This window comes from Microbacterium sp. K36 (assembly GCF_004794355.1).
GTDB lineage: Bacteria > Actinomycetota > Actinomycetes > Actinomycetales > Microbacteriaceae > Microbacterium > Microbacterium paraoxydans_D.
Map to the genome: position 1 here is coordinate 22,655 of NZ_SSDN01000050.1, position 21,914 is coordinate 44,568.

Below are 21,914 nucleotides of genomic sequence, written 5' to 3' on the forward strand. Positions count from 1 at the left end.
CTTCAACCCATGGTAACCGCGGGGCATTCCCGCGTCAGCGGCCGGGCAGGAACCGCCGGACGAGCCTCCCGGCGGCCTTCAGCTCCGGCACGCGGAAGACCGCGAGGATCGCGACGTACACGAGCACGACCGCGAGGCCGACGACGGCGGTCGCCAGGGCGCCGGGGAGGACTCCGGATGTCGCCCATCCCGTCGTTCCGCCGAGGAGGAGGAATGTGCCCCAGCCGACGAGCCCCGCCGGGATCGCGGCGATCGCGAAGACCGCGAGGGCGCGCAGCCAGGACAGGACTCCGAGTCTGCCGATCTTGCGATGCAGCAGCCAGGTCGCCACGATCGTCTGCAGCGTGCTGGCGATCGACTGGCCCAGAGCCACGGCGGCAGCCAGCTGGGTCAAGGCGATGACCTCCGCGGACAGGAGGGCCGCCGCGCCCAGCGCGGTCACGACGATCAACGTGCACTGGAAGATCGTGAACCAGAAGGGCGTGCGCGTGTCGTCGTAGGCGTAGAAGGTGCGCTGGACGATGAACAGGATCGTGAGCGGGATGAGGCTGATCAGGTAGCAGAGGAGGACGATGGCGGCGCCCTCGGCATCCGAGGGGCTCTCGGTGAAGACGCGGGAGGCGGGGATGGCTGCGGCGGCGACGGCGGCGACGGCGGCGACGATGAAGAACAGCAGTGTGCGGATGCTGCGCGAGATGTCCCCGCGGACCTCGTCATCGCGACCTGCGGCCGCGTGCTCGCTGATCTGCGTGAAGTACGGGGTCCCGATCGACAGCACGATGACCGAGTACGGCAGCATGAAGATGAGCCAGGCGTTGGCCGTCACGGCGAGCGAAGCACCCGACTCGGACGCGTTGCTGACGATGTTGCCCTGGAGCACCCCCGCGGACAGCGAGGCCAGGGCCATCAGGAAGGTCCACCCCGCGAGCTTGCCCACGTTGCCGAGGCCGACACCCCGCCAATGGAAGTCGGGACGCAGGGACAGCCCCGTCCGCCTCCAGAACAGCAGCAGGATGAGCGCCTGCACGGCGATACCGAGGGTCGCCGTGCCGCCGAGCGTCGCGATCATCTCCGGCGTCCAGTCGGCGGAGTTCCGGGAGACCGGGGAGAAGGCCCACCCCAGGATCAGGAATCCGATGATGGAGACGATGTTGTTGACGACGGGCGCCCAGGTGAAGGGGCCGAAGATCCGACGCGCGTTCAGGGCTTCGCCCAGCAGGGCGTACAGACCGTAGAAGAGGATCTGCGGGAGACACCAGTACGCGAGCGCGGTCGCGAGCGCCTGGGTGGTCGAGGACAGGCCCCCGGCGACGATCTGCACGAGCCACGGGGCGGCGATCGTGGCGATCGCCGTGACAGCCACCAGCACGACCGTGCCGAGCGTGAAGAGCTTCGAGATGAAGGCATTGCCCCCGTCGGCGTCTGCGGTGGCCTTGACGATCTGCGGCACGATGACCGCGGTGAGGATACCGACGGAGATGAGAGAGAAGACGCTGTTCGGGAGAGTGTTCGCCGCGGCGAACGCGTCGGCCGGCCCCGAGTTGAACGACCCGATCACTGCCACCAGGACGATGCTGCGCAGCAGCCCGGTCACGCGCGACACCATGGTGCCGGCGCCGATGATGGCGCTGGCGCGCCCGAGACTACTCACGCGACTCCTTCGTGGGCGGGGCATCCGGACCGTCATGGTGCTCCTGCACGGCCGCCTCCGCCTCCTTCTCCTCGATCAGTTCCTCGACGGCGGCCTCCACGGCCTGCTCTTCGATCGCCTCCCGACGCTTCCGGCGCACGGTGCGCACCACCCCGAGAGCGATGAGGAGCACGGCGAGTCCGCCGAAGACGACGAGGCCGATGGTCTCCCACTCCGCGCGCACCGCGACGCGGATGGTCTGCTCGGACTGGATCGGCACCCCGGTCGGGCTGGTGAGGCTGAGGCGCAGATCGAGCTCGCCGCTGCCGACACGGGCCGACACCGGCACCTTCGCCCTCGTGGTCGAGTTCGCCTGCACGGCGACGTCGATCACGGGCGTCACCTCGAGGCGCGGATCGGTGGGTGCGGCGTACAACCGGACCGTCACCGGCCACGGGAGGTCGTTGCGCACGGCGATGGGGAGGTCGGCGTTGGCCGTGAGGAGCTGGATGGTGCTGGAGTCGGGGATGCTGACGGCGCCGAGCGTCTCGGTGGTGCGCGCACGATGTGCCGCGACCTTCTCGGCGAAGGCTTCCGCGGACGATCCGACCGCGATGGTCCGCAGGATCCGGATCCGCTCGGGGCTCAACAGCACGAGGGGGTCGCTGAGGACGGTGGCGAAGGCTGTGAGGGAGCGCTCGTCGGCGAGGAGATTGGTGAGGTCGGACGCCCGGGTCGCCGCGGCCGTCTCGGGCAGGCTCACCGAGGCGGCCGGAGCCGCCCGCACGGTCGAGAGCTCGAAGCCGATCGAGTCGGCCGCCGAGATCGCGTCGCGGAGGGCGTCCGCGGAGCGGTTCTCGTCGCGCTCCAGGCCGATGAGGATCGGAGCGCCGGGGGCGCGGGCGCCGGCGAGGAAGAGCCGCGCCGCCGCTTCCGCCAACAGCCCCTGGCGGGGAACCGAGGCGGATTCGGTCGCCGCGGCAGACAGCGCGGCCGACGTGGCGGCGTCGGTGACGAGCAGGTCCTGACCGCCCGCTGTCGCGTGGGCCGCACTCTGGTCTCCGACGGTCTCGGACGACACGATGGTCGTGGCGGGGCGTCCCAGATAGCCGGTGAATGCCGCGAGGTCGGCCTCCGTGAGGTCGCTCTCCGGCCAGACGATCCCGGGGATCGCGCCGTCGATCTCCGTGAGCTGCTCGTCGGTGGGAAGAGCCGGTCCGTCGGTCGGCGTCGCCGACGGACCGGCGGTGGTGCCGGGAGTGCTCGTCGGTGTCACGGCTCGCTGCTGGGGGAAAGCGGCGGGATCGAGCAGCGACGTCAGCGGCAGCGGCGCCAGCGCCCCGGGCAGACCGGCCTGCGCCTGCACCGTGAGGTCGGCATCGCCGAACTGCAGGGCGAATCGGGTGTTCGGGAGCTCGTCGAGCCGCTGCAGCCAGTCGGTCGCCGCGGAGGGGGCGGCGGTGCCCAGCGCGCGGATCGAGGTGAGGATGGCAGGGTCGACCGCGAGCACCGCCGTCGTCCCGGCCACGCCGTCGAGCTGCGCGGTGAGGTCGCCGTCCGGGGCGGTCAACTCCGTGAGCTCCTCGGCGCTCAGGAGGGCACCGCCCGCCGGCGTGGCGGTGATGGGCACGATGACCCCGACCGGGCTCGTGGGGCCGGAGGTGACGACGAGGACGCTCGTCGCGGTGGTGTCCCAGATGGTGGTGCGCTGCCCCTCACCATCTTTCGTGCCGGCGTCGCTCAGGGCAGCCCGCAGCGGGTACACCCCGGGTTTCAACGGCTTCAGGGTCTCCTGTGGCACGTACACGGTGGTGGCAGCGGATCCGCCCGCCTCCGCCGGCTTCGTGGTCTCCTCTCCGAGCGGGAGGAAGGAGCCCGCGGCCTGGCCCTCGTCCAACCACTCGGTGACGGCATCGTCGTCGGTCAGCGGGGTGCTCCCGAGCTCGACCTCGACGCGACCGGCCGAGAGCTCCGCCTCGGTCTCGTTCTCGATCGTGACCACGGCCGACGTCGACGTGCCCGGCGCGACGGTGCCCCGCAGACCCGCCGTGACGTGCAGTTCGACCCGGTGGTCGTCGTCCGCGGCCGGCTGGTCGGCCGCCACAGCGGGACCGGCGACACCTACGGCGCAGACACCGGCGGCGACCACGAACGCCGCGAGCCGGCGCACGCGCGCGCGGAGGCCCGTCTCGGGAGTGATCGCGGTCATGAAGGTCTTCCTCGAACGCCGGGGAGAGGCGGATCGTGAGTACTGACTCTGCGATTCTAGGAGGCCGGACAGAGGAGAACCCTGAAGACGCGTAGAGTGACGGCCGTGTCCGACGCCCCCGCCCCCCGCCCCGACCCGCTCCGCAGTGCCGCGTTCGCCGCGGATCTCGACGCCGCCGACCTCCGATCCGAGCCCCTGCGTCGTCTCTGGGGAGAGGAGGCGGACGACGCCCTGGCCCGCGGCCTGCGCGAACCCATCCTGCGGGCGATCGCCGGGGACGAGGGCGTGCTCGCGACCCTCGGACGCCTCCTGGTGCTCGGGCTTCCGCAGCCCCGAGCGGCGGTGGAGCGCGCCCTGCCCACCCTCGGCGTGGACGGTCTGGAGGCCCTGGGGCTGGCGACGGTCGACGCCGACTCCGTGATCCCGGTCGCGCTGCTGCGCCCGCAGTCGTTCGTCGACGAGGACGGTGTCGGGGAGTGGTGGATCGCGAGCGATCTGGACGAGGTCGCCCTCGACGGTCCGCTGCCGGCCGATCACGTCCTCGGAGTGGGCGGCGCCTCCCGCACGCTCGCTGAGACGGTCGTGCCGCTCGCGGTGGATCGTGCCCTCGACCTCGGCACGGGGTGCGGCATCCAGGCACTCCTCGTGGCGCGGCGCGCCGGCCGGGTCGTCGCCACCGATGTCTCCCGCCGCGCGCTCGCCTACGCCGCGTTGAACGCGCAGCTCAACGGGGTCACGAACATCGAGTTCCGCCACGGGAGCATGTTCGAGCCGGTCGCCGGGGAGGCGTTCGATCTCATCGTCTCGAACCCGCCGTTCGTGATCACCCCCCGAACGGAGGGCGTCCCCGCCTATGAGTACCGCGACGGCGGTCTCGTCGGCGACGCGCTGGTCGAGCAGTTCGTGCGCACGGCACCGGCGCACCTCACCCCGGGCGGCATCGCCCAGCTTCTCGGCAACTGGGAGTCCCGCACGGGGATCACCGGCCTCGCCCGGCTGGACGCGTGGGTGCCCGCCGACCTCGACCTGTGGGTGGTGGAGCGGGAGGAGCTGTCACCCCTCGCGTACGCGGAGCTGTGGATCAGGGACGGCGGCATCACACCGCGCGATGCCGCCTTCACCCCGCTGCTGACCGCGTGGCTCGACGACTTCGCGGCGCGGGGCGTGACCGCGATCGGCTTCGGCTACGTGCTGCTCCGCCGGGGGCAGGGGGAGCCGCTGCGGCGGTCGGAGCGGATCTCGCAGCCCGTGGCGAACGTGGGAGCGGCGCTCGGCCTCGGCCTCACGGCCCACGATGCGCTCCCCGACGGACTGCCCGACACGCTCGTCGTGGCCCCCGACGTCACGGAGGCCCGTCATCTGCTCCCGGGCAACGACGACCCGAGCGTCATCGAGCTGCGTCAGGGCGGCGGGTTCGCGCGGACGGTCGCGGTGGACCCGGCGCTGGCCGGCTTCGTCGGCGCCTGCGACGGGGAGCTCCAGGTGCTGCAGATCGCCCCCGCCCTCGCCGACCTCTTCGAGGTGCCTTTCGCGCAGCTCTGGGCGGAGCTCGAGCCGCGCATCCGAGGACTCGTGCTCGACGGCTTCCTCCTCCCGGGGGAATAGTCCCGGCTTCCATGCGTTCGAATACACCATGAAGGCTTTCGGATTCCTCTCGTTCGGTCACTACGCCGACGTGCCCGGCTCGGCCACCCGCACCGCGGGCGACATGCTGAAGCAGACCATCGAGATCGCGGAGGGCGCGGACGAGCTCGGCGTCAACGGCGCCTACGTCCGCGTGCACCACTGGGCCCGCCAGGCGGCGTCCCCGATGCCGCTGCTGACGGCCATGGCCGCGCGCACCGAGCGGATCGAGGTCGGCACCGGCGTGATCGACATGCGCTACGAGAACCCGTTCCAGTTCGCGGAGGAGGCGGCCGCACTCGACCTCATCGCGGACGGCCGGATCGCGCTCGGCGTGAGCCGCGGGTCACCCGAGACGGCGCTGCGCGGCTACGAGACCTTCGGCTTCCGCGACGAGGAGGACCCGGAGCGCGGCAGCGTGCTCGCGCGGGAGAAGTTCGAGATCTTCCTGCGGGCCATCGACGGCGAGCGACTCGCCCCCGGCGACCCCCGGATGGTGGGCGCGGGACAGTACCTCGCGATCGAGCCGCAGTCGCCCACGCTGCGTGACCACATCTGGTGGGGCTCGGGCTCGCGCGCCACGGCCGAGGAGACCGGACGCCAGGGGCTCAACATGATGAGCTCGACGCTCGTGACCGAGGCCACGGGTCAGCCGTTCCACGAGCTGCAGCGCGAGCAGATCGAGCTGTTCCGCTCCGCCTACCGCGAGGCCGGTCACACCGGGTCGCCGCGGGTCTCGGTCAGCCGCAGCGTGTTCCCGCTCGTGTCGGATATGGACCGCGCCTACTTCGGGCTGCGCAGCGAGGAGAACGCCGACCAGATCGGCATCATCGACGGTTTCCGTTCCACGTTCGGCAAGACCTACGCGGCGGAGCCCGACGTCCTCATCGAGCAGCTCCGGCAAGACGAGGCCGTCATGGCCGCGGACACCCTCATGCTGACAATCCCGAACCAGCTCGGGCCGGAGTACAACCTCCACGTGCTCGAGGCGTTCGCGGAGCACGTGGCGCCGGCCCTCGGGTGGAAGCCCAACACGGAGGGACCGGTCCAGGGCGACCCCGTGGTCTGATCCGGCACGGCGGTCCGCTCTTGACAGGGGCCGCGTTACGCCCGACGCTGGGGACGGCGCGCCGACCGGTGCCCGTCCCCACCGCTTCGGAGGCACCATGACCCGCGTGCGCGTCGACCTCAACATCACCCTCGACGGCTTCGCCACGACGACCGATCAGACCCCGGAGAACCCCTTCGGCGAGGACTGGGGACGACTCACCGCGGCCTACACGGCGACCCGCACCTTCCAGGAGCGCGTCTTCCACGACACGAGCGGCGCGGGCACGACCGGGGTCGACGAGAAGTACGCGGCGCAGTACTTCCAGGGCATCGGCGCCGAGATCATGGGCGCCGGGATGTTCGGGCTCCACGCGAACCCGGACGACCCGGAGTGGCGCGGCTGGTGGGGCGAGGAGCCGCCGTTCGAGGTGCCGGTGTTCGTCCTCACGCATACTCCGCGCCCGTCGATCGAGTTCGCGAACGGCACGAGCTTCCGCTTCCTCTCCGCGACCCCGGAGGAGGCGCTGCGGGAAGCCGTGGCGGTGGCCGGAGGACGTGACGTGCGCGTCGGCGGCGGGGCGACCACGGTCCGGGAGTTCCTGCGCGCGGGGCTCGTCGACGACCTGCACGTGGGCATCACCCCCATCCTCACCGGCAGCGGCATCCGACTCTGGGATGACCTGCGCGGCCTTGAGGCCGGCTATCGCGTGACGTCCGAGGTCGCGGAGTCCGGAGTGACCCACATCACGTTCTCCCGCGAGGGCTGAGTCGCCGGCGCGCGGTCGCAGAATCGCACCGGGGTCGCACGGACTCCGTGGATCCCTGCGACCTCGCGCGGAAGTGCGGCGTCAGAGCGGAGGCCCGAACAGCTCCTCGCCGTGCTCGTGGAGGAGCCGGTACGCGTCGGCGAAGGTCTCGGGTTCCTTCTCACCCGGCGCGCCGTACCGGGCGAGGAGGAGCCCGAGAAGGCCGCGGGCGGGAGGGGTGAGCGGCTTGAGGTGATCCGCCTCGTTCGGCTGCGGGGTGCCGTCCTCGGGATTCGGCGGGGTGTACGCGGGTGTGGTCACGGGCCAGTCGGCCGGGTGCCGCGGCTTGTCGAGGTTCACGACGTTGAGCAGCGTGTTGGCCGACTGATCGCGGTCGTTCAACGGCTCCAGGCCGTGCAGGCGCGACAGCGTGGCGGTGACCGACCCGTGGTGCATCTCGTCGTGGATGATCGTGCCGCGCCGCGTGTACGCCGACACCGCGATCGCCGGGACACGACAGCCGAGCCGGTCGAACGTGAAGCCCATCTCCCCGGCGCCGCTGTCCTTCGTGGGTTTCGTGGCTGCGGGCGGCGGCACGTGGTCGTAACAGCCGCCGTGCTCGTCGAAGGTGATGAGCAGCAGGGTGTTCACGGCGTTCGAGCCGCCGGGCGTCGCGCTCGTGCGCACGGCCTCGTAGACGTCGTGGATGAGCCGATCGCCCGCCCGCACATCGGAGATGGCGCTGTCATATACGGGCTCGCCGTCGACCACGCTCTCCCGCGGCTTCCCGAACGGCGGATGGAAGTCGTTGTGGTCGTAGACCATCCGGGGCTCGATGAACGCGTACGCCGGGAGGGTGCCGTTCTTCGCGTCGGCGTAGAAGTCCTCCATCGTGCCGAAATGATCCGTGCGCCAGTACTTCTCCAGCACCGCCGCATGCAGCATCCCCGTGAAGGAGACGAGCTGGAGTTCGTCGATGTAGATCCGCCAGCTCACCTTGCGGTCTTCCAGACGGTTGAACACGGTCGGTGCGGCAGGGGCATCGAGCCACTTCCGGTAGCCGCCGCCCGCCTGATTCGTCACGAAGCCGTGCGAGGTCGACGCGTGGAAGAAGGAGCGATTGCAGAAGGTCTGGGAGGGCACTCCGGCGTACCAGTGGTCGAACACGGCGAACTCGGCGGCGAGGGTCGAGAGCACCGGAAGCATCTCCGGGGAGAACGAGCCCATGATGTGCCGCGCTTCGTCCAGGCCCGGTTCTTTCCCGTCGCGCAGTCGGCGGAAGTTGATGATGTAGTCCTCGAGGAAGCCGGACATCGTCGCCTTCTCGCCGTGGGTGGGGGCGTTGAAGGGCGTGGTCATCTCGTCGACGAACAGGTCGGCGTTGGTCTTCGGGTCGACGGTGCCGAAGATCTGCGTGTTGACGTGCGGGTACTCCTCACCCGGGTCCGGATCGGGGAGGCTCATGATGCGGTCCGTGTCGCCCCGGTAGACGTGCGCCTCCACCACCGTGCCGTCCGGGGCGGTGTTGCTGTGCGTGCCGAACGCGAGACCCTCGAAGGTCTCGCCTGCCGGCAGCGTCTCGGCCGTGTAGAGGTAGCCGAGGAGGTTGTCGAAGGAGCGGTTCTCGCCCATCACCACGACAACGTGATCGAAGCCGGGCTCGGAGCGGGGCGTGAGTGCGGCGAACGGATCCGGATCGTCGGCGAAGCCGTCCCGGCCTCCGGCCCCGGCGACGGAGGCCCCGATAGCCGCCCCTCCCGCGCCGCCGATCACAGCTCCGGCCAAGGCGGCGCCGCCCACGGTGAGGAATCCGCGCCGGGAGGGGTCGCGGGGAGAGGCGTCGGAGGGGGTGTCAGCGTCGACCATGCCGCGATCCTATGACCGCGCGAGCCAGTGCAGCATTCCGGTGTCCCAGGAAAGTCGCGGAACGGTTTGGAAGGATCGGGGAGTGCATTCCGTGGTCGCCCCCTCCGAAACCGTCGCGTTCTGGGAACGACGCTCCGTGGTGCTCGCGGTCTTCCTCGTCCCGCTGACTCTCGCGATCGTGCTGTTCACGATCGATTCCGGGCCCGTCTTCCTCCTCTGTCTCGCCGCCGTTCTGCCCGCGGCGGCAGTGACAGGGCTCGCCGCACGGTGGCTCGCTCCGCGGGGTGCGCGGTCATGGGCGTCGTCCCTGCTCGCCCTCGCCTGGGGCGCCGGTGCTGCCGTGCTCCTCGCGACCGGAGTCGGCGCGTGGTCGTCCGAGCAGGCGATCTACGTCGACGACCAGGGCATCGTGCGTGAGGCGATCCCCACGATGTGGGTGCTGACGCCCATCGTGGAGGAGATCGGAAAGGGTCTCGGCGTGCTGCTCGTCCTTCTGCTCGCACGACGCATCGGCCTGCGCGGCGTGCTCTTCGGCGCGATGGTCGGCGCACTGGTCGGCGTCGGCTTCGCGGCGGTGGAGGATGCCTCCGCGATCGCGGCGGACGTCGCAGCGAACGATCTCGGCTACGGCGTGGTGACCTGGATCGTCCGCACCCTGACGTTCCCCACCCATGCCGCGCTCACCATCTGGACCGGGGCGGCGCTCGGTCTCGCTCTCGACGCCCGTCGCGCCTGGACGCGCCCGATCCTCGCGGTCGCCGGGCTCTTGGTGGCGATCAGTGCCCACGGGGCGATCAACTACGGGAACGTCGCCGGAGCCACCGATCAGGCCTCGTTCTTCACGTCCCTGGGTACGGCCTTCGGCTGGATCATGGTGTCGACGGTCCTCGCCGTGACCCTCCGTCTCGTGCTGAAGCGTCGCCGGGTCTGACTCGCCCGGTCGGACGGGCACAGCTTCGGAGATCGCGGCCGACACGCCGCCGTCGGGGGCTGAACGACGGCGAGTCGAGCCCCGGCTCCGAAGCTGTGCCCGGACAGGCTGCGGCGTCGTGGGTGCTTCAGATGTCGCTGTAGTCGTTGCCACCGGTGCTGAGGCGGCTCACGATGTCGCCGGTCATCTTGAGGTCGACATACTCCACACCGACCTCGCCGGGATTCGTGAGCGAGGAGGTGCCGGGGACTTCCCGCACGCAGATGCTCAGGTAGTCGGCGACGCCGTCGCCGTCCTCATCCCACCCGTCCACGGCCCCTGCATCCATCGCCTCAGCGCGCGTCGAGCCGATGCCGACACCCTCCGGAGTCCGGACGATCACTCCCGGCGCGTCCGCCGACACCACCAGGTCGATACGGGTGTCGCGGACCGTGGCCTTCGTTCCCGGCCAGTCGTAGCCGGCGTACACGGCGCCGTACGGGCCCTCCACGGGCGCCTCCGCCGGCGCCGATCCGAACGCATCGGTGAGGGCCGCGAGGGCGCCGTCCGCGTCGTCGTATGCGAGCACGGGGCCGTCATCGATCGAAAGGCCGTCGACCGAGATCTCCACGACACGGTCTGCGGGTGTCGCGGGGGGAGAGGCGATGATCGACGGGGACGGCGATGGCGATGGTACCGGTGTACCGCCCTCCGTGGTCTCGGGCGCGCAGGCGGTGAGGGCGAAGCCCAGGAGTGCAACGGCGGTCGAAACGATCACGAGCCGAGAGCGGTGCGGCATGGCTTGAGCCTAGTGTGAACGCGGATCGGCCAGCGGACGGAGTCCGAACCGTTGTCGATGCGGCATCCGTGGGCGAAGAGTGGGCGCCGCCCGGAGAGAACCCCGGACGACGCCCGCTGACGAACTACTCCGCCTCGACCGTCTCCACCGCGGTCGCACGGCGGCGACGCAGGGCGAACAGGCCGAGGCCGGCGGCGAGCAGCACGATGGCGCCGATGACGAACGGCGTGCTGTCCGCACCGGTCGTCGCGAGGTCGCCGTCGGTCGCGCCGCCCGAGTCGCTCTCACCGGGGACGATCGCGTCGCCGTCAGCCGCTGCGGTCACGGTGAGGGAGGCCGTCACCTCGGTGCCGTCGGGGAGGATCACGGCGAGGGTGTGCGTCCCCGCCGGGGTGGCCGCGGGGATGGTGACGGTGCGCGAGAACGTGCCGTCGGCCGCGACCGTGACCGTACCGAGCGCGACCGGGTCGGACCGCAGCTCGAGGGCGAGCTCCGCGCCGGCCGCGAAGCCGCTTCCGGACACCGCGAGCGTGCCGCCGGCCGCGACCGAGGACGCGCCCAGCTCGACCGCCGCGGGCTTCTCCGGCTCCGGCTCCTCCGTGACCGGTGGGTTGACACCGGCCTCGGTGACCCACTTCTCACCAGCATCCGACTTGGTCACCGTGAACGTGTCGTAGACGGCGCCGACGGGGAGGTCGGTCGTGGCGTCCGGCTGCTTCTCGGCGAGGTACGACCGATAGACGAGCTGGTTCTTCGAGACGTCGATCACCTGGTACGTCGTCACGCCCTGACCGCGCAGCACCTGCGTGGCGCCGTTGTTGGTCCAGACGTTCTTCTCCGGGGTCTCCAGGTCGTAGTGCTTCGCGCCGGAGTTCGACACGACGTAGACCGGGCCGGTGGTGAGGCCCGGAGTCTCGGTCGCATCCGTGTTCACGTAGCCGCGGGCGTACGTGTGGTCGTGCCCCATGAGCACGAGATCGATGTCGTTGCGCTGGAAGACGGGCAGCCACTCGGCGCGGAGCACCGGCTCGTCACGACCGGCCGAGGCCGAGAAGACCGGCTGGTGGAACGTGACGACGTTCCACTTCGACGGGCTGTTCTGCAGCAGCAGGTCGAGCCAGGCGGCCTGGAAGCGCGTCCACAGGGTGCCGATCTGCGACGACGGGCACTCCACCCCCGTGCAGGACGGGAGTCCGGCCGGGGTGAGGAAGGTCGTGTCGCGGGTCGCGTTCAGGGTGATGAAACGGACGCCCTGGTAGTCGGTGTAGTACGCGGTCTCGGCCGCGAACGAGCTCCAGTGGTCGAAGAACGCGCGGTACTGCTGCGCGACCTCGGAGTCGCCCTTCGCGAGGTTCGCGAGCTCACCGATCGAGCTCGTGGACGGGTTGTTGTGCGGGTACTCGAATGCGGCCTTCCAGGCCGTGAGCAGCTTGTCGCCGGAATACTCGTGGTTGCCCGGAGCGGCCATGACGTTGGTGCGCACGGCGGAGTCCTTCATCCCCTTGAACCAGTTGACCCACTCGTTCTCGTTGCTGGAGGTGTTGATCAGGTCGCCCGCGTGCACGGAGCCGATCGAGCGGGGAGCCTGCGCCTCGGCCTGCTTCACGACGCTCGGCCACGTGGTGTCGAGGCCGATCTGGGCGTCGCCGTAGTAGATGAACTGGAAGTCGCTCGCCTTCGGGTCCGCCGTGCGGAACTCGTACCAGTCGCTCCAGCTCCCGGGGAGACCCACCCGGTAGCGGTAGGCCGTGGCGGGGGTGAGGTCGGTGACCGTGGCCGAGAAGTGCTTGTTCGGGTTGCCGTTCACCACTCCGGCGTCGTAGCCATCGACCGTGCGGGTGTCGCCGCCGGACGCGAGGCCGATCTCGACCTGGCCGACCGTGTGCGACGCGTCGCCGGCGAGCCAGGAGAACGACTGCGACACCTCCGGCTTCTCGGTCGGCGTGAGGATGACCCGGGTCGGTGGGGCGACGACGGGAGTGCCGGGGTCGGAGGCCTTCACGAGCGTCAGCGACGGCATGTCGAAGTAGATGTCGGAGCTCGACGCGCGGTCCTGGAACAGCGACACGGCGATGGTGTTCGTGCCGTCGCGGAGCAGGTCTCCCTCGGCGCTGAACGTGCTGGTGAGCGGGTCGCCGTTGGAGTCGCCGGCGTACTCGATGTTGGTCGTGTCGGTGATGCGGCCGTCGACGTAGCGGGCCACCTCTTCGCCGTTGATCCACACGATGAGTGCGTCGTCGAAGGTGACGGTGCTCTGCAGGGCGGCGACCTGCTCGGCGACGCCGGCCTCCAGCTCGAATGTCGTGCGGAAGAAGTAGGTCGGCACCGTCGGTGCCGCCGAGCCGTCGAGGTAGTGGTTGAGGAGCGTCTTCGGGGTGTGCGGTCCGACGGGGGCGAGCTTCCCGTTCTTCGCGCCGAAGCTACCGGGCGCGGTCTTCCAGGCGCTGTCGTCGTAGGCGGGCAGCGTCCAGTCGCGCAGCGCAGCCGGGGCGGGGGACGGGTCGGAGCCGTCGTCGAGGTAGTGCCAGGGCGTGTCGCCGGTGACGAGCGATCCGGTCGGCACCTCGGGGTCGGGCGCGGCCAGGGCCGCAGGGGCGACGACGGCGCCGCCGAGCACGGCGAGCAGCGCGACGGACGTCAGTCCGCGACGCCGCCACCGGACCGCAGGGGTGGGGGAGGTCATGTCTGTCCTTCGTGGGTGGGTGTCCGTGCTCAGCCGCACGGGGCGCCCCCAGCCCAGCGGAGCCGGATGACCGCGGTCTGACGTCGAGGCGACGGGGAGGTGAACGGGGGTGCGGGCGGGCACAGCTTCGGAGATCGCCCGAGACACGCCGGGGGGTACTGGCTCGGAGCCGGCGCGTCGGCCGGAAGCTCCGAAGTCGTGCCCGGTCCGGGAGGGGTGGAAAGCGGGCCGGTACGCTGGAACCCATGCTCAACATGGCCGACGGCCTCGCGCGTCTCGGCGCGCTCGCCGAGAATCCCGTCGTCCGCACCCTCGCGGAGGCCTTCGACGAAGCCGGTTTCGAGCTGGCCGTCGTGGGCGGTCCGGTGCGCGATGCCCTGCTCGGCCGGGAGACGCATGACCTCGACTTCACGACGAGCGCCTCGCCGGACGAGATCCTCGAGATCGTGAAGCCGGTCGCCTCCGCCCACTGGGACATCGGTCGGGCGTTCGGGACCATCGGCGCCCGGGTGCGCGGCGAGCAGGTCGAGATCACGACCTATCGCGCCGACAGCTACGACGGCGTGACGCGGAAGCCGACCGTGGAGTTCGGCGACTCGATCGACGGCGACCTCGTCCGCCGTGACTTCACGGTCAACGCGATGGCCCTCCAGGTGCCCGCGGTGAAGCTCGTCGATCCGACCGGCGGTGTCGAGGACCTCGTGGCGGGGGTGCTGCGGACACCGACCGATCCCCGGGTGTCGTTCGGCGACGACCCGCTCCGGATGCTGCGCGCCGCCCGGTTCAGCGCGCAGCTCGGCTTCACGGTGGAGGAGGACACGGAGCGGGCGATCACCGAGCTCCGCGAGACCCTGACGATCGTGAGCCCGGAGCGCGTGCAGTCCGAGCTCGTGCGCCTCATGCAGACCGACGACCCCGTCCGCGGCATCCGGGTGCTGGTGGAGACGGGACTCATCGACGAGTTCCTCCCCGAGGTCAGCGCCCTCAAGCTCGAGGTCGACGAGCACCACCACCACAAGGACGTCTACGAGCACTCCCTCACGGTGCTCAGCCAGGCCATCGCACTCGAGCATGCCCGAAACCCCGGGGCCGCTCCGGATGTGCCGCTGCGGATCGCGGCTCTGCTCCACGACATCGGAAAGCCCCGCACGCGCAGGCTCGAGCCTGGTGGCGCGGTGACGTTCCACCACCACGATGTCGTCGGCGCACGGATGGCCCGCAAGCGGCTGCAGGCCCTGCGCTTCGACTCGGCGACCACGGATGCCGTCGCGACCCTGATCGAGCTGCATCTGCGGTTCTTCGGCTATGCGGAGGGGGCGTGGACGGATGCCGCCGTGCGCCGCTACGTCCGCGATGCCGGGGACCTGCTGGAGCGGCTGCACATCCTCACGCGCGCCGACGTCACGACGCGGAACAAGCGCAAGGCCGCCCGCCTCGCCGCCGCCTATGACGACATCGAGTCCCGGATCGCGGCGCTCCGCGAGCAGGAGGAGCTCGACGCGATCCGTCCGGAGCTCGACGGCAACCGCATCCAGGAGGTCCTCGGCATCTCCCCGGGCCGGGAGGTCGGCGAGGCGTACAGGTTCCTCCTCGATCTGCGCCTCGATGAGGGCGTGCTGGGCGAGGCCGTCGCGGAGCAGCGCCTCCGCGAGTGGTGGGCTGCACGCACCTGACTCCTGCCCACCCACCCCTTTCCGCGCCTCCCGGCCCCTTGCGGACGCACGCAGAGGGCCGGGAGGACCGCAGAGGGGTGGGTCGACCTCAGTTGATGATGGCGGCGGCGTCAGCGGGGAGAGTCAGGAGCGTGGGGGTGCGCGATGCCGGGGTTGTTGTGAGGAGGAGCTTGGACGTGGGGGGGACGGGGAACGAGGCGGGGGTGGGGGAGAGGTTCACGAGCACCGACACTCCACCGCGATCGATGCGATAGACACGGTGCTCGGGGCGGCCGTCCGTCTCCCGGACCTCGACCGTCGTGTGCGCGGAGTCCGGGTCGGTGAACTCCGGTCGCGCTCGCCGCAGTCGGGCGAGGTCGCGGTACAGCGCCAGGAGCCGGGCGTGCACCGGCGCCTCGGCCTCCGCCCAGTCGAGGTGCGAGCGGCGGAAGGTGTCGGGATCCTGCGGGTCGGGCACCGCATCCGGATCCCAGCCCATGCGGGCGAACTCCGCCGTGCGACCCTCGGCGACCGCGCGGCCGAGTTCGGGCTCGGGGTGGGCGGTGAAGAACTGCCACGGTGTCGTCGCGCCCCACTCCTCGCCCATGAAGAGCATCGGGGTGCCCGGGGCCGTCAGCGTGAGCACGGCGGCCACCGCGAGCCGGTCGGGCGTCAGAGCGGCGGAGAGCCGATCCCCGGCGGCGCGGTTCCCGATCTGGTCATGATCCTGCACGAAGGTCACCAGCCGCCAGCTCGGCACCTCGGCCGGGATCGGGGCCCCGTGCGGACGGTCGCGGAAGGACGAGAAGGTGCCGTCGTGGAAGAACCCGCCCTCCGTCACCTTGGCCACCGCCTCGGTCGCGGCGAAGTCGGCGTAGTACCCGGCGGTCTCTCCCGTGAGCGCGACGTGCACGGCGTGGTGCCAGTCGTCCGACCACTGCGCCGTGAGTCCGTATCCCCCGGCTTCCCGCGGCAGGATGAGCGTCGGGTCGTTGAGGTCGGACTCGGCGATGAGGGTCAGCGGACGGTTCTGCTGCGCGGAGAGGGCGTCCACCCGTTCGGAGAGCTCTCGCAGCAGGTGCACGGGCCGTCGGTCGTGCAGGGCGTGCACGGCGTCGAGGCGGAGGCCGTCGACGTGGAAGTCGCGCAGCCACATCAGGGCGTTGTCGAGGATGTACTCCCGCACCGCGTCCTCGTCGAGGTTCACCGAATCGCCCCAGGTGGTGCTCTCGCCCTCGCGCAGGTACGGGCCGAAGAGGGGGAGGTAGTTGCCGCTCGGGCCGAGGTGGTTGTAGACGACGTCCTGCACGATGGCGAGCCCGTGCGCGTGGGCGGCGTCGACGAAGCGCTGGTAGGCCGCAGGGCCGCCATACTCTTCCTGCACCGCGTACCAGAGCACGCCGTCGTATCCCCAGTTCCAGGCGCCGTTGAAGGCGTTGACGGGCAGCAGCTCGACGTGGGTGACGCCGAGGTCGACGAGATGCGCCAGGCGGCCGATCGCCGCGTCGAGCGTGCCCTCCGGCGTGAAGGTGCCGAGGTGCAGCTCGTAGATCAGCCCGCCCGCGAGCTGCCGTCCGGTCCAGGAGGCGTCGGTCCAGGCGAAGGCCGCGGGATCGAACGCCGCCGAGACCCCGTGCACGCCGTCCGGCTGCCGCCGCGACCGCGGATCGGGTCGCAGAACATCACCGTCGTCGAGCAGGAAGCCGTAGCGCTCACCGTCCGCGAGGACGAGGTCGGCGGTCCAGTGCCCCTCCGCGGTCGCCGTGAGCTCGCGCTCCTCCACGGTCGCGCCCGCGTCGTCGAGGCGTCGTACCCGCACTCGGGCGGCCCGCGGCGCCCACACCGAGATCATCGGGCCAGCTCGATCAGGGCGACGGGGTAGGTGTCGAGCAGTTCCGCCAGCCGCACGGGTCCGGGCGGGATCCGCCGGCCGGTGAGGAGGTCGGTCCCCGCCAGCTCGGGGCGCATCATGACGGTGTCGCCCCAGCCCCCGCGGCGCGCCAGCCCGACCGGCAGCCGCGTGGCCACGGCGGTCGCGCCGCCGCGATGCACGGCGACGGCGTGGTCCGCGGCCGCACCCTCGACGACGGCCGGCCGGTAGAAGCGGAACAGCTCCGGATTGTCCCGCCGCAGTCGCAGGGCCCGCGAGGTCACCAGGAGCTTCGCGGCACCGGAGTCGTCGATCGGGGGAAGCACACCGCGAGCGTGGTCCGCGTCGAGCTCCCGCAGCATCCGGGCGCGCAGAGCGAAGTCGACGGGTCGACGGTTGTCGGGGTCGACGAGCGAGAGGTCCCACAGCTCGGTGCCCTGGTAGACGTCGGGCACGCCGGGGCCGGTGAGCTGCAGCAGCTTGGCGGAGAGGGAGTTCGAACGGCCCGCATCGACGATCTCCGCCACGAACCGGTCGAGGATCGGCGCGGCGTCGCCCTCCACGGATCGCGCGATCGCGGCCAGACCCTCCTCGAAGGCCGCGTCCGGATGCTGCCAGGTGGTCCGCTCGGCGGCCTCGCGCGCGGCCTTGGTGGCATAAGCGAGGAGCCGGTCGGAGGGCAGCGGCCAGGCTCCGACGGCGGCCTGCCAGATCAGCGCGTCGAGGGGACCGTGTCCGGTGGTCGCGACGGCGCGCAGCTCCGCCAGCACCTCGCCCCAGCGCTCCGGGATCTCCGAGAGCACGGACAGGCGCGCCCGCACGTCCTCCGAGCGCTTCGTGTCGTGCGTGGAGAGCGTCGTCATCGAGTGCGGCCAGGCGGCCAGTCGTGCCCGCTGCGCGTCGTGGAACTCCTCGACCGACAGGGCGGGGATCGACGGGTCGGCGCCGACCTCGGTCAGCGTCCCGAGGCGGGTGAACCGGTAGAACGCGGTGTCCTCCACGCCCTTCGCCATCACGGCGCCGCTCACCTGGGGGAACCGCTGCGCGATCTCGAGGGTCGGGTCGACCAGGAGCGGTTCGAGGGCGGCGAAGGCGGCGGAGAGATCGGGGCGTCGCCGTCGAGCGTCCGCGAAGGCGGCGCGCAGGTGCTCGCGGCCCTCGGGGAGATAGGAGCGATACACGGGGAAGCAGGCGAGGAGCTCGGCGAGGGCGTCGTCGGCGTGCACGATCCCGTGGGGGAGTGTGCGGACCAGGCGGCGCACCTCGGCGGCCAGGAGCGTGTCGGCGATCATCCGCTTCGTGTCGTGGATGAGGTCGTGCCAGGGGAGCGCGTCCGGGAGGCCGGTCTCCGCGCGGAGCCGGGCGTCCAGCCGGTCCAGCGCCGCGACGCCCTCCGCGTCGACGAACAGACGGTCGAGCTCGGCCAGCGCGTCGTACCCGGTCGTGCCGTCGGTCCGCCACCAGGCCGGCAGGGCCTCGCCGGGCTCCAGGATCTTCTCCACGAGCGTGTACGCGCGCCCGGTCGCGTCGGCGAGCTGCTCCAGATACGCACCGGGGTCGACGAGGCCGTCCGGGTGGTCCACCCGCAGCCCGTCCGCGAGTCCGGTCCGGAGCCAGCGGAGGATCTCCCGATGCGACTCCGCGAAGACGTCGGGGCGCTCCACCCGGATGCCGGCGAGCTCGGAGACCGCGAAGAACCGGCGGTAGGTGAGATCGGTGTTCTGGTCCTGCCAGAACCGCAGCTCGTAGTTCTGGGCGGCCAGGAGCGCCGGGAGGTCGTCGGCCAGCGCTGCGGTGCCGGGTGCGAGCGGGAGTTCGTGCTCGAAGTAGCGCAGCACGCCGTCCGGTGCATCGGCGGCCGGTGTGGTGTCGACGACGAGCTCGCCGTTCGCGACGACCTCCTCCGGGGTCCCGCCCAGCAGCGGGAGCAGGAGGCGTCCGCCGCCCGCTGCCCAGTCGATGTCGAACGCCGCGGCGCGGCGGGTCTCCCGGCCGAGCCGCAGCACCTCCCACCACCACGGGTTCTGCCGCGGCACGGCGACCCCGACGTGGTTGGGCACGATGTCGGCGAGGATGCCGAGGCCCGCCGTGCGCGCCGCCGAGGCGAACCGCACGAGGCCTTGCTCGCCCCCTCGATCCGGATCGATGCGCCCGTGGTCGACCACGTCGTAGCCGTGGTTCGAACCGCGGGTCGCCGCCAGCAGCGGCGACAGATAGGCCCACGACGCGCCGAGCGCGGCGAGGTAGCCGACCACATCGGCCGCCGCTTCGAGGGGGAAGCTGCCGCTGATCTGGAGGCGATAGGTCGACAGCGGCCTGTCGGTCATGAGGCGGCCGCCTCGCTCTGCGCGCGGAGCGAGGCGTCGACGGAGTCGTCGGTGTCGACGGGCTCGCCGTCGATCTCCTGCAGCACGAGCATGGCCTTGCCCTCGAGCGGCACGGTGTCCCGGGCTCGGAGGTTCCGGTCGCCCAGCTCGCCGGCGGTGTCCACCGCCACGAGCCATTCCGCGCCGTGGCGATCGTCCGGCAGGGCGAGGTCGACGGGCTCGTCGCCGCTGTTGAAGTAGACGAGGAAGTTCACGTCCTCCACGGGACGCCCTCGCCGGTCGTTCTCGCGGATCCCGCGGCCGTTCAGGAACATGCCCACGGAGCGCCCGAAGCCCGAGTCCCAGTCCTCCGGGGTCATGCGGGCGCCGTCCGGTCGCAGCCACACGACGTCGGGGATGCGCTCGCCGTCCTCGTCCGCGACCGGGCGTCCGTCGAAGAAGCGGCTGCGGCGGAAGGTGGGATGCTCGTGCCGGAGCCGTGCCACCGCCGCCGTGAACTCCACGAGCGGCAGGTCAGCGGCCTCCCAGTCGATCCAGGTGAGCTCGTTGTCCTGCGCGTAGCCGTTGTTGTTGCCGTGCTGCGTGCGGCCGAGCTCGTCGCCGTGGGAGATCATCGGCACGCCCTGCGAGAGCAGCAGCGTCGCGAGGAAGTTCCGCTGCTGACGCGCGCGCCGCCGGTTGATGTCGATGTCGTCGGTCGGCCCCTCCGCGCCCATGTTGTCGGAGCGATTGTGGGATTCGCCGTCGTTATTGCCCTCGCCGTTGTCCTCGTTGTGCTTCTCGTTGTAGGAGACGAGGTCGCGCAGCGTGAAGCCGTCGTGCGCGGTGACGAAGTTGATGGAAGCGACAGGACGCCGGCCGGAGTGCTCGTACAGGTCGGCGGAGCCGGTGAGGCGGGAGGCGAACTCGCCGAGGGCCTGGGGCTCGCCGCGCCAGAAGTCGCGCACGGTGTCGCGGTACTTGCCGTTCCACTCCGTCCACTGCGGCGGGAAGTTGCCCACCTGATAGCCGCCGGGTCCGATGTCCCACGGCTCGGCGATGAGCTTCACCTGCGAGACGATCGGATCCTGCTGCACGAGCTCGAAGAAGGCCGCGAGGCGGTCGACGTCGTAGAACTCGCGGGCGAGGGTCGCCGCGAGGTCGAAGCGGAACCCGTCGACGTGCATCTCGGTCACCCAATAGCGCAGCGAGTCCATGAGCAGCTGCAGGGCATGGGGGTTGCCGGCGTTCAGGCTGTTGCCCGTGCCGGTGTAGTCCGTGTAGTAGCGCTTGTCCTCTTCGAGCCGGTAGTACGCCTCGTTGTCGATCCCGCGCATCGAGAGCGTCGGGCCGAGGTGGTTGCCCTCCGCGGTGTGGTTGTAGACGACGTCGAGGATGACCTCGATGCCGGCCTCGTGCAGGGCGCGCACCATGGCGCGGAACTCCTGCACCTGCTGGCCGTCCTGGCCGCCGGCGGCGTATGCGTTGTGGGGGGCGAAGAACCCGAGGGTGTTGTAGCCCCAGTAGTTCGACAGGCCCTTGTCCTGCAGCACCGAGTCGTTGACGAACTGGTGCACCGGCATGAGCTCCAGCGCGGTGACCCCGAGGCGCTGGAGGTGCTCGACGACCGCCGGATGCGCGATGCCGGCGTAGGTCCCGCGCAGCTCCTCCGGCACCTCGGGATGCCGCTGGGTGAGCCCTTTCACGTGCGCCTCGTAGATGACGGTCTCGGCATACGGCGTCTTCAGCGGCCGGTCGCCGCCCCACTCGAAGAACGGGCTGACGACGACGCCTTTCGCCATCGCGGCCGCGGAGTCGTCGTCGTTCCGGGAGTCGGGATCGCCGAAGTCGTAGCCGAACAGGGACTGTCCCCAGTCGATCTCGCCGGCGACGGCTTTCGCGTACGGGTCGAGGAGCAGCTTGTTCGGGTTGAACCGCTGTCCCTGGGCCGGGTCGTAGGGGCCGTACACCCGGTAGCCGTAGCGCTGTCCCGGCTGCACCGTGGGCAGGTAGCCGTGCCAGACGAACGCGTCGACCTCGGTGAGCGGCACCCGTGTCTCCGTGCCGTCCGCGTCGAAGAGGCAGAGTTCCACGCGCTCCGCGCCCTCGCTGAAGAGGGCGAAGTTGGTGCCCTGACCATCGAAGGTGGCCCCCAGCGGGTACGCGGACCCGGGCCAGACCTCGCGGCTCATCCGGCGAGGGCGTGGTCGCGCGAACCCGCGGCCATGGCACTGACGATGCTGACGGCATGGTCGTAGTCGTACACCTGAGCGATCTCCACAGCCCGAGGATACGGGTGTCCGAGGTAGCAGACATAGAGCGGCGGCACGACCTCGATGTATCCGACGGGAGCGTCGTGCGCGACGACGTACCGGTCGAAGTCGATCCGCTCGCAGGCCGGCTCGGTCGCGGCGGGGTGGGCCGCGTCGGCGCGCTGCGAGGAGCCAGTGCTGGTGGGGGTGTGGACGTTCATGGCGCCTCCTGACTCGTGATGGGACCACGATAGGAACCGGGAACGGATTCGAGAACGGTATTGCCATCCGAGCCTCGACCGGCTAGGCACCCGCTGA

General features: G+C 71.0%; 14 protein-coding genes. 5 read left to right on the forward strand and 9 right to left on the reverse strand.

All coding sequences use genetic code 11. From position 1 onward, the window contains the following. Positions 1–34: 34 nt before the first annotated feature. On the reverse strand, positions 35–1,651 hold the full coding sequence (gene murJ / locus DW296_RS04280; protein ID WP_136051231.1) for a murein biosynthesis integral membrane protein MurJ: 1,617 nt from the start codon (positions 1,649–1,651) through the stop codon (positions 35–37). Then, the gene (locus DW296_RS04285; protein ID WP_136051232.1) at positions 1,644–3,839 is read right to left on the reverse strand and encodes a DUF6049 family protein; all 2,196 of its coding nucleotides are present in this window, start codon (positions 3,837–3,839) and stop codon (positions 1,644–1,646) included. The genes murJ and DW296_RS04285 overlap by 8 nt, the downstream gene beginning before the upstream one ends. A gap of 96 nt (positions 3,840–3,935) precedes the next feature. Here DW296_RS04285 and DW296_RS04290 point away from each other — a divergent pair, with 96 nt between their 5' ends. From DW296_RS04290 to DW296_RS04300, 3 genes are all read left to right on the forward strand, one after another. Next, positions 3,936–5,444, forward strand: a complete 1,509-nt coding sequence (locus tag DW296_RS04290; RefSeq protein WP_136051233.1) for a DUF7059 domain-containing protein — start codon at positions 3,936–3,938, stop codon at positions 5,442–5,444. 28 nt (positions 5,445–5,472) lie between these two features. Next, a complete protein-coding gene (locus DW296_RS04295; RefSeq protein WP_136051234.1) occupies positions 5,473–6,531 on the forward strand; it encodes an LLM class flavin-dependent oxidoreductase in 1,059 nt (352 codons plus the stop codon). Positions 6,532–6,628: 97 nt separating this feature from the next. Then, positions 6,629–7,279 (forward strand): dihydrofolate reductase family protein, encoded by a 651-nt coding sequence (locus tag DW296_RS04300; RefSeq protein WP_136051235.1) that lies wholly within the window; start codon positions 6,629–6,631, stop codon positions 7,277–7,279. An 81-nt stretch (positions 7,280–7,360) separates the two neighbouring features. On the opposite strand, the gene DW296_RS04305 is transcribed toward DW296_RS04300, so the two are convergent. Then, positions 7,361–9,124, reverse strand: coding sequence for an alkaline phosphatase family protein (locus DW296_RS04305; protein ID WP_136051236.1), 1,764 nt, complete (start codon positions 9,122–9,124; stop codon positions 7,361–7,363). An 82-nt stretch (positions 9,125–9,206) separates the two neighbouring features. On the opposite strand from DW296_RS04305, the gene DW296_RS04310 reads away from it, so the two are divergent. Next, entirely contained in the window at positions 9,207–10,055 is an 849-nt protein-coding gene (locus DW296_RS04310; protein WP_168428980.1) for a PrsW family glutamic-type intramembrane protease, read from the forward strand. 127 nt (positions 10,056–10,182) lie between these two features. Here the strand turns inward: DW296_RS04310 and DW296_RS04315 are convergent, their stop codons facing one another. Further along, complete coding sequence (locus DW296_RS04315; protein ID WP_136051238.1) at positions 10,183–10,833, reverse strand: hypothetical protein; 651 nt, start codon at positions 10,831–10,833, stop codon at positions 10,183–10,185. 124 nt (positions 10,834–10,957) lie between these two features. Beyond that, the gene (locus DW296_RS04320; RefSeq protein WP_136051239.1) at positions 10,958–13,516 is read right to left on the reverse strand and encodes a fibronectin type III domain-containing protein; all 2,559 of its coding nucleotides are present in this window, start codon (positions 13,514–13,516) and stop codon (positions 10,958–10,960) included. 245 nt (positions 13,517–13,761) lie between these two features. Between DW296_RS04320 and DW296_RS04325 the strand changes: the two genes are divergently transcribed. Beyond that, positions 13,762–15,189 (forward strand): CCA tRNA nucleotidyltransferase, encoded by a 1,428-nt coding sequence (locus DW296_RS04325; RefSeq protein ID WP_136051240.1) that lies wholly within the window; start codon positions 13,762–13,764, stop codon positions 15,187–15,189. An 88-nt stretch (positions 15,190–15,277) separates the two neighbouring features. Here DW296_RS04325 and treZ read toward each other — a convergent pair whose 3' ends face one another. The 4 genes from treZ to DW296_RS04345 are packed head-to-tail and all read right to left on the reverse strand — an operon-like array spanning position 15,278 to position 21,817. After that, a complete protein-coding gene (treZ, locus tag DW296_RS04330) occupies positions 15,278–17,020 on the reverse strand; it encodes a malto-oligosyltrehalose trehalohydrolase (protein ID WP_136051241.1) in 1,743 nt (580 codons plus the stop codon). Further along, complete coding sequence (treY, locus tag DW296_RS04335) at positions 17,017–19,365, reverse strand: malto-oligosyltrehalose synthase (protein ID WP_136051242.1); 2,349 nt, start codon at positions 19,363–19,365, stop codon at positions 17,017–17,019. Before treY ends, treZ begins: the two co-directional genes overlap by 4 nt. Then, positions 19,362–21,536, reverse strand: coding sequence for a glycogen debranching protein GlgX (gene glgX / locus DW296_RS04340; RefSeq protein WP_136051243.1), 2,175 nt, complete (start codon positions 21,534–21,536; stop codon positions 19,362–19,364). The genes treY and glgX overlap by 4 nt, the downstream gene beginning before the upstream one ends. Beyond that, positions 21,533–21,817 carry a hypothetical protein gene (locus tag DW296_RS04345; RefSeq protein WP_060922071.1) on the reverse strand — a complete coding sequence of 95 codons (285 nt, stop codon included), beginning with the start codon at positions 21,815–21,817 and terminating at the stop codon, positions 21,533–21,535. Before DW296_RS04345 ends, glgX begins: the two co-directional genes overlap by 4 nt. Positions 21,818–21,914: the final 97 nt, after the last annotated feature.